The organism is Paenibacillus sp. JT31N11, assembly GCF_056269285.1.
The window spans coordinates 832,914-846,413 of sequence record NZ_JBWDNQ010000002.1 but is presented as its reverse complement, the minus strand read 5'-3'; the positions used below and the strand labels follow the sequence as shown (position 1 = coordinate 846,413).

Annotated in this window: 9 protein-coding genes and 1 pseudogene; 8 read left to right on the top strand and 2 right to left on the bottom strand. The window is 51.0% G+C overall.

Features of this window, described 5'->3' with window-relative positions; genetic code table 11:
* The first annotated feature begins 51 nt into the window (after positions 1–51).
* Entirely contained in the window at positions 52–1,125 is a 1,074-nt protein-coding gene (locus AC0YNV_RS11900; RefSeq protein WP_475768277.1) for an isocitrate/isopropylmalate dehydrogenase family protein, read from the top strand.
* Between the two features lie 61 nt (positions 1,126–1,186).
* On the opposite strand, the gene cysK is transcribed toward AC0YNV_RS11900, so the two are convergent.
* Both cysK and AC0YNV_RS11890 read right to left on the bottom strand, forming a co-directional pair.
* The gene (gene cysK, locus AC0YNV_RS11895) at positions 1,187–2,128 is read right to left on the bottom strand and encodes a cysteine synthase A (protein ID WP_475768276.1); all 942 of its coding nucleotides are present in this window, start codon (positions 2,126–2,128) and stop codon (positions 1,187–1,189) included.
* A 31-nt stretch (positions 2,129–2,159) separates the two neighbouring features.
* Positions 2,160–3,502 (bottom strand): annotated as a pseudogene (locus AC0YNV_RS11890) (LLM class flavin-dependent oxidoreductase).
* 468 nt (positions 3,503–3,970) lie between these two features.
* Here AC0YNV_RS11890 and AC0YNV_RS11885 point away from each other — a divergent pair.
* From AC0YNV_RS11885 to AC0YNV_RS11855, 7 genes are all read left to right on the top strand, one after another.
* Positions 3,971–4,990, top strand: a complete 1,020-nt coding sequence (locus AC0YNV_RS11885; RefSeq protein WP_475768423.1) for an aldo/keto reductase — start codon at positions 3,971–3,973, stop codon at positions 4,988–4,990.
* A 102-nt stretch (positions 4,991–5,092) separates the two neighbouring features.
* On the top strand, positions 5,093–5,281 hold the full coding sequence (locus AC0YNV_RS11880) for a YezD family protein (RefSeq protein WP_210037812.1): 189 nt from the start codon (positions 5,093–5,095) through the stop codon (positions 5,279–5,281).
* 332 nt (positions 5,282–5,613) lie between these two features.
* Complete coding sequence (locus AC0YNV_RS11875) at positions 5,614–8,949, top strand: AAA family ATPase (protein WP_475768275.1); 3,336 nt, start codon at positions 5,614–5,616, stop codon at positions 8,947–8,949.
* A 144-nt stretch (positions 8,950–9,093) separates the two neighbouring features.
* A complete protein-coding gene (locus tag AC0YNV_RS11870; RefSeq protein WP_475768274.1) occupies positions 9,094–9,858 on the top strand; it encodes a hypothetical protein in 765 nt (254 codons plus the stop codon).
* 538 nt (positions 9,859–10,396) lie between these two features.
* Positions 10,397–11,689, top strand: a complete 1,293-nt coding sequence (locus AC0YNV_RS11865; RefSeq protein WP_475768273.1) for an ABC transporter substrate-binding protein — start codon at positions 10,397–10,399, stop codon at positions 11,687–11,689.
* 89 nt (positions 11,690–11,778) lie between these two features.
* Positions 11,779–12,663, top strand: coding sequence for a carbohydrate ABC transporter permease (locus AC0YNV_RS11860; protein ID WP_475768272.1), 885 nt, complete (start codon positions 11,779–11,781; stop codon positions 12,661–12,663).
* A 21-nt stretch (positions 12,664–12,684) separates the two neighbouring features.
* Entirely contained in the window at positions 12,685–13,500 is an 816-nt protein-coding gene (locus tag AC0YNV_RS11855; RefSeq protein ID WP_210037807.1) for a carbohydrate ABC transporter permease, read from the top strand.

Genomic DNA, 13,500 nt, shown 5'->3' with positions numbered 1-13,500 from the left:
GGTCCGGGAATTTTTTGTTTTTGCTGGTTAATAAGAATGGGAGGCGGTTAGATGGAAATTTATCGCATTGGCGTATTGGAAGGGGACGGGATCGGACCGGAAATCGTCGCTGCGGCGGTAAAGGTGATAGGGGCTGCGGAGAGAAGCTGCGGGCTCGAGCTGCTGGATTGGGTAAGGCTGCCGATGGGGCTTGAAGCGATCCGGCAGTATGGCGACCCGCTGCCGCAGGCGACGAAGGATGCGCTGCAGAATTGCAGCGGCTGGTTGATGGGACCTCATGATTCCGTTTCCTATCCGGAGGAACACCAAACCGGCCGAAATCCGAGCGGCGAGCTGCGGCACAGCTTCGACCTGTTTGCCAATATCCGGCCGAACCGGAAGCTGCCCGGTATCGACAGCGTAGCGAAGCAGGCGGATCTCGTTATTTACCGGGAGAATACGGAGGGCTTCTATGCTGACCGGAATATGGCGTACGGAACGGGAGAATGGCAGGTGACGCCTGATGTTGTCATTTCGGCCGGCGTCTTTACACGCAAAGCAGCCGAACGGATTGCCCATGCTGCCTTTCAGGCGGCAATGTCGCGCCGGAAGCATGTTTCCATTATCCACAAGGCTAATGTGATCAAGCTCGGATATGGCTTGTTTCTCGGCGTTTGCCGGGAAGTCGCATCACAGTATCCCGATGTGCGGGTGGACGATTACCATATCGACGCCGCCGCAGCCCATCTGGTCAGAAGGGCAGGGGACTTCGACGTCATTCTGACGACGAACATGTTCGGCGACATTCTGTCCGACCTTGCGGGAGAGCTGGTTGGAAGCTTGGGAATGGCGCCGGCGATCAATGCGGGCGATCACTTTGCAATGGCGCAGGCCGCTCACGGCTCGGCGCCGGATATAGCGGGCCGGAATATCGCGAACCCGATCGGGATATTGTTATCCTCGGCATTGCTGCTGGAATGGCTGGCCGGCCGGCACGGGGATTCGCGTCTGCAGCGCATAGCGGAACAGATTGTACGGGGAGTCGAGGGTGCAGCTGCCGCAGGCATCCGCACCGCCGACCTGCATGGCACAGCCTCCACGAGCGAATTCGCGGAGGCTGTCATCCAATCTATGGATAGGTCTTAGTTAAGAAAATTGCTTTACCGGCAAGAATGGCGATAACCGGTTCTTCCTGACTGATGGATATCTAAATCGTTTCGATGGGGAACAGCTCGGTGGACAAATAACGTTCTCCGGTATCCGGCAGCAGTACGACAATGTTTTTCCCGGCATTCTCCGGTCGGTTGGCAATCTGAACAGCCGCATAGACAGCCGCGCCGGAGGAAATGCCGACAATCAGTCCTACGCTTCTCGCCAGCTTGCGGGTCGTCTCGAGCGCATCTTCGTTGGTCACGGCGATGATTTCGTCCGCTATATGGCGGTGAAAATTATCCGGTACGAAGCCCGGACCGATTCCCTGGATTTTGTGGGGGCCTCTCTCCCCGCCCGACAGGACAGGGGAGCTGAAAGGCTCAACCGCAATAATCCGGACCGAAGGCTTCCGCTCTTTGAGGACTTCGCCGACACCGGAAATTGTGCCGCCGGTTCCGACGCCGCCAACGAAAATATCGACCGATCCGTCCATGTCCCGCCAAACTTCCTCTGCCGTTGTTCTGCGGTGGATTTCCGGGTTGGCCGGATTCTGGAATTGCTGCGGTATGAACGAGTTCGGAGTCGCCGCTGCGAGCTCCTCGGCCTTCTTGATCGCGCCGGCGATGCCTTCCGCGCCGGGCGTGAGAACAAGCTCGGCCCCCAGGGCAAGCAATATTTTTCTCCGCTCGATACTGAACGTTTCGGGAAGCGTAATGGTCAATTTATAGCCGAGCGCGGCCGCCGCGAAGGCGAGGGCGATCCCGGTATTGCCGCTTGTGGGCTCGATAATGACCGTATCCTTGTTGATGACGCCGCGTTCCTCCGCATCCTTGATCATGGCGAAGCCGATCCGGTCCTTGACGCTTCCGGCGGGATTGAAATACTCCAGCTTGGCGATCAGTACAGCGCCGACATTGTATTTGGCATTGAAATTTCTCAGCTCCAGCAGGGGCGTATTGCCAATCAGCTGGGTGAGGTTGGTAGCGATTTTGGCCATCGTGGTGAGCTCCTGTCCTAGTGGATTATCGTTAAGGTGCCGCAGCGGCTTCTTCCGGGCCGATGCTGTAGGAATTGGCCGGGCGTGCCAGACCGTAATGCTCCCGAAGGGTCCTGCCTTCGTAAGCGGTGCGGAAGATACCGCGGTTCTGCAGCTCGGGTACGACCTTGTCGACGAAGATATCGAGGCCGTCCGGGTAGATGGGAGGCATAAGGTTGAAGCCGTCAGCTGCTTGGTTCTCGATCCAGAGCTGAATGACATCCGCGACTTCAATCGGTGTGCCGGTACAGGTCAGATGGCCCGTGCGCTTGCCAGCCGGTTCACAACCTGGCGGAGCGTCAGGCTGGAATCGCTGCGCAGCATATCCAATATAAGCTGGTGCCGGCTTTTGCTGCCGTTGACGGATTCGATCCCTTTCGGGTCGATAATAGGCGGGATCGGGCCGTCAAGCGGAAAGCCGGTCAAGTCAACGCCGAAGCGCTCGGACAGCTTGGCTACGGCGTCATGGATATCGTGAAAGGCGTTCAGCTCATCTTCGAGCTCCTGGGCTTCAGCTCTGGTGTGACCGATAATCGGGCTGAAGCCCGGCAGGACGACCAATTCGTCAGCACTGCGTCCATATTTCGCCAGCCGGCCTTTGACATCCGCATAGAACGCCTGGCCTTCGGCCAGTGTAGGCTGTGCAGTGAAAATGACTTCCGCCGTCCGGGCTGCCAGCTCGCGGCCGCTGTCTGAAGAACCCGCCTGTACCAGAACGGGATAGCCTTGAGGCGGACGGGGGATGTTGAGCGGCCCTTTCACGCGGTATACGCTGCCCTCAAAATTGATCTCATGCAGTTTGGCTTCGTCTACGGAGATGCCGGAGGCTTTGTCGAAGATGAGCGACTCTTCCTCCCAGCTGTCCCACAGCTTTTTTGTTACTTCGACGAATTCCTCCGCCCATTTGTACCGCTCCGAATGCTCCAGATGCGATTCCTTGCCGAAGTTGAAGGCTGTCGCATCCGTATGTCCGGTAACGATATTCCAACCCGAGCGGCCCCCGCTGATATGATCCAAAGAAGCGAATTTGCGGGCGACATGGAACGGCTCGTTGTAGGTTGTTCCGACAGTGCCAATGAGACCAAGATGTGTAGTGGCCACGGAGAGAGCGGAGAGGAGCGTGAAAGGCTCAAGCCGGCGTCCCGTACCGACATAGCCGTCTGCCATGAAGACGGAATCAAGCAATCCGCGTTCGGCGGTTTGCGCCAATTGTTTGTAATACCCAAAGTCGAAGGTGAGTTCGGGCGTCGTTTTGGGATGCCGCCAGGCGGCGGCATGATGGCCTGCCTGCCGAAGAAAAACATTCAAATGCACCTGCTTCTTTGCTTTGCCCATTAAGCTGAAACCCTCCCTGTATTTTTTGTGCTTCCTCACTCGCCTGCAAGCACCAAGAATTCCGACCATGAAGGCGCGCTTACGCTCATCGTTATGCCAGACAACCGCAAAAAAAAGGAGAACACAATTTAATCCTTGTGTCTCCAGCGGTCTGGTCAACTATATACTTGTAATCCTAGTGGAATAATAAGTTAAATGTTATCACCAATCGGAAAAGGCGTCAATGACTGACTGTATCCTTCATGTGCAAAATCGTTTTCCACATCTTGACACAGATTACGGACGATGCTATATTCTAAATCATAGTTTATTCATTGGATTACTAGTAAATAATCGACCGGTCGACCGGAGAGACGTAAGAAGCTGCGCCTCTCCGGTCATTTTGCTATCCATAACAGGGGGTGACTGCAGACGCATTTATTCATTTTTACCAATTCCCAAATAGAAGGAGCGTGCATTTAAGTGAGCATCTCATTGAAGAAATTCGGCAGGACAGGTCTGAAAGTATCCGAGGTGGCGCTGGGAACAATGGCGTTCGGCCGCTGGATCGATGAGTCGAAATCGGCGGAGGTGCTTGATTCGGCGCTCGATGCCGGAATTAATTTTATCGATACGGCTGACGTATATGGCAAAGGAACCGACCTTGGCAACCCGCAGGAGAGCGGCCAATCGGAAGCGATACTTGGCCATCTGCTGGGTGCCCGCAGGCATCGGATTATTCTGGCGACCAAGGTGCATGGACGCGTCGGCAGCGAGCCGAACGACCAGGGCCAGAGCCGCTACCACATTATTCGCGCCGTAGAGAACAGCCTGCGCCGCCTTAAAACCGATTATATCGATCTCTATCAGGTTCACCGTTTCGATAAAGAGACGCCGCTCGAGGAATCGCTGCGCGCGCTTGACGATCTTGTCCGCCAGGGCAAAGTCCGCTATATCGGGGCTTCCAACTACGCCGCATGGCAGCTTGCCAAGGCTCACGGCATATCGGCTCAGCTGGGTCTGCACCGTTACGAGAGCAACCAGCCCGAATACAGCCTCATAGCCCGGGGGATCGAGCAGGAGCTGCTTCCGTTTGCAGCGTCCGAAGGCTTGGCGATCATCGCATACAGCCCGCTCGGCCGCGGTGTGCTCACAGGCAAATACCAGTTCGATCAGGCGCCGCCGGCCGGCTCCCGCGGTGCTGCGGGAGAAGCGCGGATCAAGTCGCTGCTGGAAAACGAACGCAACTTCCAGATCGTAGAGGGGCTAAAGCCGATCGCAGCAAGGAAAGGATGGACGCTGGCGCAGCTGGCGCTGACCTGGGTCATCAGCCAGCCGCATGTAACGTCCGCTATTCTTGGTGCTTCAAGCCCGCAGAATATAACGGATTCCGTTGCTAAAGCGGCGGAGAAGCTGACTTCCGAAGAGCTTGCGGAAATTGACGAGATTACGCGGGGCGTTCCCGGCAGTCTAAAGACGCTGCGTGAAACGACGGCTGCAAAGTCATAATGGAACGAATATAATTGGGAATCACTCGTATCGAGCCCGCCTGATATGCAATTCGTGTAGAAGAGGAAAGAATTCCATAAACGAACAGGAGAGGATCGAAAAGTGGCGAAAGGACTGGAATTGGACGAAGTCTGGATCAGACAGGTCGAGGAGCAGGTCAACGGATTGGAATATGGCTCTGTTCAAATAACGGTGCATGACGGAAGGATTGTCCAGATTGAACGGACTGACCGCAAAAGGTTCGAAAATAATACGTCCGGCGGTGTCAAAAAACAATCCCCCCGTACGTAGATAGTAAACAGGAAATGAATAAAGCCAGCCCATTCTTAATGAGAATGGCTGGCTTTATTACTTTTGGAGGACGATTGACTTTCCATATAGAGTTGCCAGTTATGCGAGACTCGCCTGTATACCTGTCCCGGATGCCGGGCGAGAGCTGGTCTATATTTAGGGATAATCAAATGCCGATAGTCGGCAAATCGTCGATGGATCAGCCAGGAATGAATAGGGGCTTGTCATTCGCAATATATTAATATTTTTGACTATTGACAGGAAGGCTGTGTGCGGTAATGTTTAAATAAAGCAAGTCGATATTCGATCGGATTTGATGGGGGGCATCATTTTTGGCCGGTTGCCGATTTAAGTTATTAGGCAGTTTGCAAATCGCGCTCGATGACGAGGTGATTACGCCGCTTCCCGGCGGGAAAGCCAGGCTGCTGCTGGCGTATTTAATCCTCTCATTTGACATGCCGCAGAGCAGGAGGCAAATTGCTTTTGATTTTTGGCCGGATTCCACCGAGAAACAGGCCCTTTCCAATTTACGCAAGGTCATCCACGATCTTCGTGAAAGCTTTCCGCAAATGGACCCCTATCTGAAGATTACCCCCGCATATTTGCAATGGAATAATGAATTGCCCTGTTATTCGGATGTGTACGAATTTGAACAGGCGGCGAAGGGCCAAAGCCTGCATACGCTGCAAGAAGCGGAAGAGCTGTACCGGGGGGAGCTGCTGCCCGGATATTACGAGGATTGGCTCAATGCGAAGCGGGAATTGCTGGCGCAGCTGTATGCTGATGTTCTTGAGAAACTGATCGTCATATTGGAAACGCAAAGGGAATATTCGTCAGCCTTATTTTTTGCCAATAAGCTGCTGATCCAAAATAGATTAAGAGAGGAAACTTACCGCACGCTGATGAGGCTGTACGCCTTGAAGAACGATATGGCCGGCGTCGCGCAAACCTATCAGCAGCTGCAGGGTGTTCTGGAGGCCGAATTCGGAATCGGTCCTGCGGAGGCGACCCTGCAGCTATTTGAAAGACTTGTGCAGAACAGATGCGGACATGCGGCTGCCGTGCACAGCGAAACCCCGTTCATCGGCAGAACCGCAGAATGGGAAAGCATGCTGAGCGTTTGGAAGCAAGCCGCGGCAGGCCAGTCCTCTCTGATTGTATTGAAGGGAGAGGCGGGAATCGGCAAAACCAGATTGTCCCGTGAATTTATGGCATGGGTGAAAGGGCGGGGAATTCAAACGGTTTTTGCCGGCTGCTATCTATCGGTAAGGTCCATGTCCTATACGCCGGTGACAAGCTGGCTGAGAAGTCTTCCCCTGCCGCAGCTGAATCCGGTCTGGCTTTCCGAATTAGCCCGTTTGCTGCCGGAGCTTCTTGAGGAATACCCGGACCTGGCGGCGCCAAATCCCGTTCAGGAAAATTGGCAGCTGAACAAATGGTATGAGGCGATCGAACGGATGCTGCTTGCCGAGCAGCCGCTGCTGCTCATCCTGGACGATATCCAATGGAGCGACACGGAAACGCTCCAGCTTATTTCCTTTCTTCTGCGCGGCGATTCCAGGACCAAACTGCTCATGGTCGCGACAATGCGGACAGACGAGGACGCAAACGGGGCTGTCACACATTTGTTGTCCAGCCTGCGGACCGAACGGAAGCTGACGGAAATCGAGCTTGCTCCCTTCAGCGAAACAGATACGAAACGGCTGATGACAGCGACGGTCGGCGATGTCCTCGCCGACCGCCATTCATCCGGTTTATATGCAGAGACGGGCGGCAATCCATTATTTATAGTAGAAACGATGAGGGAGTGGCAAACAGGCAGCGACAAGAACGAATTTCGTCTTTCGCCAATGGTAATCACCGTCATCGAGAACCGCTTAAGCAGGCTCTCGCCCATTGATCGCCAGCTTGTATCGGCCATGGCCGCAATCGGCAGGCCTGCATCGGCAGCGTTTATGACGATCCTGACGGATATGGAAGAGGAAGCTGTTCTGGAACGGATAGAGCAGCTCGTGCTGGTTAAGGTTCTGCAGGAAACGGGGGACGGGAAGTACGATTTTGCACATGATATGATCAGGGAATCCGCGTACAAGCTGAAAAGCGAGAGCAGGCGCCGCCAATGCCACCGGCAGATTGCACGCAGCCTGAACGTTTTTCATCATGGACAGACTGAAACCGCTGCCGCGGAAATCGCCTTGCACTTTGAGCTTGCGGGCATGAACAGGGAGGCTATTGTCTATTATGAAATGGCCGCATTGGCGGCGGAGAAGATTTACGCCAATGAAACGCGGATCAACTATTATCAGAAGCTGTGCATTCTGCTGCCTTTCGGGCAGATTTTGCCCATTCTGATGAAGCTTGGCGAGGCCTTGATCATCACAGGAAACTGGAAAGAATCGGAGAGGATTTATAAACAATGGTTTGAACGTTCGGGAGGCTCCGCAACGATTCAGGAACGATCCCTCTGCGACGTTGCGCTGGGTAACTGTCTGCGAATGCAGGGAAAATATGAGGAAGCAAGCTTTCATTTGAAACGGGCGCTGCGCTGCTTTGAGCTGCTGGACGACTATTCCGGACTCAGCACCGTCTATGTAACGCTTGGTACTCTGCATTACTATAGAGGGAAGTACGACGAGGTACTCTACTATCTGATGAAAAGGATGGAATTGCCCGGTATCGGAAACCAAACCAGGGAGGATTGCCGATCCTTCGGTATTATTGGTCACATCTATTATGACCGCTGCGAGTACGATCAGTCGATTCATTGGATCAAGAAACAAATCGCGCTAGCAACGGAGACCGGAGACAAGTATACGATCGAGCAAGCTATGGGCGTATTGGCGATGGTGTATATGGACATGGATGAAATGGATCTGGCCTTCGGCTTCATTGCCGATAAGATGGAGATCAGCAAATCGATCGGAGATCGTATGGGCTTTGCCATTGCTCACGGCATGCTGGGCAAATATTATCTTTGTCACGGCGAGCTTGAACAAGCGGCGCCCTGCATCGCTTTTTGTCTGGAAGAAGCCGTATGGGTCAAGGACTTGCGAATTGCAGGCATCATGCTTGGCTTTGAAGGGTTGAGCCTTCTGGCGCGGCAGCGGCTGGAGGAGGCTGATCTTATGCTTGGCCGCTCGGTTCGGCTGTTCAAACAGCTGAGCACCCCTTACTTTGCTTCCGAAGCGCTTTATTCCATGAGCTTGCTGAAGCAGAGACGGCAGCAATTCGACAGCGCTGTGGAGACGGCAGAGGAAGGGCTGGGGCTGGCAAATCGGCTGAAAAGGAGAGATATGCAATTCAGGCTCAATCTGCTTCTCATCCGGTTGAAGGCAGATTTAAGTCAGATCACGCCCGCCGAACAAGCGGATGAGCTGCAGCGGATGCTGGAGCACTTTCCCGGCCAGCAGGAAAAGGCTGCCATTCGATTCGCCATATGGAAGCTGGATCCCGAATCGTCAGAGCAGCGGACCGCCGCGCTTTCGTTGAACGAAGATCGTTACCGGAAATCGGGTAAACAGGAATATCTCGACCGCTGCCGCGAGCTAAGCGGTCTGTGCCATGCCGCCGCCGCGCATCCGCTGCCGAAGCATACAACCGAGATCATCCGATCCAAAAGAATCTCACCGGGCATGCTGGATGAAATCGACCGTTTTTTAAACGGCTGATAAATGTGAAACGCTTTTGAAGCGCTCCCTTCTTTAGGATATATCTAAAGGGGGGATTTTTTATTCAGATAGCCATAGAAGCTGGAGATTGATTGCGCCACCGATACAGCAGTTGTCCAAACCATTATGGAAGGATGAATTTCATTGAAGCTGAATTTTACGAAAAAGAGAACGTTTAAAATTGGTGTTTTGTTCGCAGCTGCCATTATCGCGAGCTCGTTGGGATCCGCATATGCAGCGGTCAAGCTGGAGCCGATCAATGCTTTTCTTAACCGGAGCGTGTCGTTTGTGCTGAAGGGTGAACTATGGCAGCCCAAAGATCCATCCGGCAAATCGCTGGCGGCAATCAGTTATAATGGAAGCACCTACTTGCCTGTCCGCGCTTTGTCTGAAGCGCTGAAAGTCCCGATCGACTATGACGCTGCCGATCAAAAAATTTATATCGGAGGAAAACTCGGAGAAAAGACGCCGATTTTTGCCGCACCGATGGAGATCGACAACATCTACGCCATTTTGACCAAAGACCCCAAAGAAACAAAGGTGAAAGATAAACAGTTCCAGCAGGTTTTGAAGATTGACCAGTACGGGGATGTTATTTTTACGATTGACCGTAAATACAAGCGTCTCGTCCTGGATGCCGCTGTCATTAGCCCCGGAGAATATGATGTGGAATATTCGCTTTATAACGTGGGGGATGATGCAGGATCGACAACCTCGACTGTCCTGGAAACTCATGCTGTCAGCCCGGAAGATGATGTGAAGCAGCTTATATTCAATGTAGAGGGTCTGGAAAAAATTAAAATTCATGTGCAAAGCCATAATTTAAATCCATATATTTATGCCCGGATTATGGATACGTCTTATTTCGATAACGGGGATCCTGCCGCTGGCGCAGCAAGCAGCAAATGAAATGACACTTAATAGCCATACACACTAAAAAAGGGATCGTTTGATCGGCCGCTGTTTCGATTTCCGGACTGCTTCCCTCCGCTGCCGGAGCGGAGGGAACGCGTCAGGCGGGCATGCAGGGTAAGCAATCTAGACGTGGAACTTACATCTCAGAAGAACAGCCTATAATTATTTCATAGTGAAATATTACCTGCAAGAGCATTTTCATAAAATACATAATTGCTATTGTCAAACATCATTTAAGATATTATACTTGTACACAAGCCGCATCTGGTATCGATACCAGATCGTTCTCAAACATTTCGGGGGCTTAAGGAGGAGTATTTATGGTATCGATACCAGATTCAAATCTGGTATCGATACCATAGAATTTTTTATTCAAAGCAGGACTGAAAAGGCGGTGGTTTAACAGGCTTGATGAATCGAATTTTTCGTGTCAAGCATGGGAATACTTACGTAAACAGCATGAAAAAGCAGCAATAACTGATTTTCGGATACCTTACATTTCTGAATTTATCAAATCGGAGGAACACAACAAATGAAATCTAAAGCCTTGTTCGGCGTTCTGTTAGCAATGTGCTTTGTTCTTGTCGTGACCGCATGCGGTCAAAATAATACGAATACCAATACGGGTAACAATAATGCTGGAAGTGAAAGCGCTGCAAACGGAAAAATTACATTGGATCTCTGGTATTGGAACGGCGCGATATCCGATTCAACAATAGAGGCTGCCAAGAAAAACTTTCCTAATATCGATATAAAGGCGGAGAAGCTTCCGTCCGGACCTGACTATTTGACCAAATTAAAAACCACTATAGCCGGCGGCGGAAGCGGACCGGATATTGTCGCAATGGACAGCTGGGTTTCATCCATGCTGGAGTATAAAGACAAATACGTCAATCTGTATGATCAGGGAGCACGCGATATTCAATCCCAATATCTGGACTGGAAATGGAAAATGGCAGCAACCAGCGATGATCAGTATCTGATCGGGCTGCCGATTGACGTCGCACCGGTTGTCCTTTATTACCGCAGCGACTTGTTCGCGAAGGCGGGAGTGCCAAGTACGCCGGAAGACATCAAGAGTCAAGTGAAAACCTGGGATGATTACATGAATCTTCTCCAGAAGGTTAAGGATAAAACAGGTACGCAAACCGGAACGCTCGTAGATATATTCAGAAGTCTTCTGGGTCAGAACAGTAAAGGCTTCTTCGATGAAGGCGGCAATTACATTGGCGATCAGGATCACATCAAAAGCGTCTGGGATGATTCGGTACAAGCCTATAAAGCAGGTTTGACATTCCCTTACTCCAGCGATTCCGAGAAGAATGCCGCGATGAATAACAGTAAAATTTCTTCGTTTAGCGGGGCTTCATGGGCAGTGGGAGACTTGGTTGGTGCGGCACCCGACACGAAGGGGAAATGGAGTATTGCTTATCCGCCGGTTGGCGTAGGCAATCAGGGAGGTTCCTTCTTCGGTGCCTTGAAATCGAGCAAACATCCGAAGGAAGCCTATGAAGTCATTAAATTCCTGGTCAGCCCTGACAATCTTGTTAAGGGATATAAGGAATTCGGTAATTATCCTTCTACACCTGCTGTCTACTCGAATCCGGAAATGGAGAATAAGAATGAATTTTTCGGAAATCAGGATCTGAGCCCCATATTTGCCGATGCGGCGAAGGATGTTAAAGTCGCGCATACGGATCCAAGAGACGATATGGTCCTTAATTTATTGGTTCAGGATCTCGGTTATGTAGATACGAAGAAACAGGATCCCGAGAAGGCATGGACAGACGCGCAGGATCAAATTAAACGCCAGCTGTCGCACTAAGCGTTAGCCACCTTGAAATAGGGAATCAAATAAGGGTTGAGGCGGGCGGGATTTGAAGCCTGCCTCGCCCGCATTCGTGGAGGAGTAATATGGGAGGCCTTTTAAAAGAGATTTATAAAAGCAGGATGTTTTATCTGTTTATTTCTCCTTTCTATATCTTGTTCTTAGTTTTTTCCGTGTTCCCCATTTTCTTCTCCATTTATCTTTCTGTTCACAAATGGGATGGAATCGGGGAAATGACGCCTGTAGGCTTCGACAACTTTGTTTACATGTTTCACGATCCCACTTTCTGGCAGGCATTAATCAACAACGTCGCGCTCTGGTTATTATCTAATGGACCTATGCTAGTCATCGCTTTGATCGTAGCGTTTGTGATTAATCTGTCGATCGTGAATTTCAAGGGATTTTTTAGAATCGCCTATTTTCTGCCGAATATAACGGCTATGGTTGCCGTTGTCATAATATTTCAGTCTATGTTTGGCAATGAGTACGGGCTGATCAACTTTTTCTTTGAAAAGCTTGGGATTGATAAAATTGCCTGGTTCAATAGCAGCGCCGGTGTCAGGACCGTCATTGCCGCAATGATTGGCTGGAGATATATGGGCTACAATGCCATCATTTTTTTATCCGGCTTGCAGAGGATTCCCAAGGACTTGTATGAAGCGGCAAATCTTGACGGTGCCAGCGGATTCCAGATTTTTACCAAGATTACGATTCCAATGCTTAGACCGATTATCCTGTTCTCCGTTATGATGTCTACCATCGGCGGCTTTCAGATTTTCACGGAGCCTCAGGTGCTGGCAGGGAATCAAGCTCCTTACCCGGGCTCTGATACTATCGTGCTTTATATGTACCGGGAAGGCTTCACCTATCAGAATTATGGATATGGCGCAGCTGTATCATGGGTGCTGTTCTTCATTATTGGTATCATATCGTTATTGAACTGGAAAATCTTTAATAAATCAGACGATTAATACTAAAAGGAGCATAATAAGATGATTTCAAAAAAAATATTCGTGCATACTTTTTTGTTAATCGGTGTTATATTTTCTATATTTCCATTTTATTGGCTTGTAGTCATGTCAACGAATGAAACAAGCGCGATTTTTGCGTTTCCTCCGAAGCTGACTTTCGGCGGTTATTTTGTGATGAACTTTAACCATGTCATGGACAATATCAATTTTACACGGGCTTTCCTGAACACGGTGTTTATTGCTGTGATCAGCACTACACTGCAGCTGTTTTTCAATTCATTGACCGGATTTACTTTCGCCAAATTCAAGTTTCCGGGCTCCAAGGCGCTGTTCTATTTAATGATCCTGACGATGATGATTCCCGCACAAATGCTGCTTGTGCCACAATTCATTATTATCAAGGAGTTGGGGTGGCTGGGGAGCTACAAGGCGCTCATTGTTCCGAGTATAGCAAGCGCGTTAGGGATTTTCTGGATCAGGCAGTATGCGCTGGCCATTCACGATGATTTGCTTGAGGCTGCGCGTATCGATGGCTCCAGCAAATTCGGGCTTTATTGGCGTGTTGCGCTTCCCATCCTGAGGCCTGCCCTTGCGTTTCTGGCCATCACGACCTTCATGGGAGTTTGGGAAGATTACTTATGGCCGCTGATTGTCCTGACGGACACGTCCAAATTCACGTTGATGCTGGCGCTGCAGCAGTTAAAGTCGGCTCATACGGCAGATTACTCCATGGTTATGACAGGAACGCTTATGGCGACCGTTCCATTGATCATCTTCTTCCTGCTGGTTAGCCGGCAGTTCATTGCCGGGATCATGGAAGGAGCGGTTAAAAGCTAA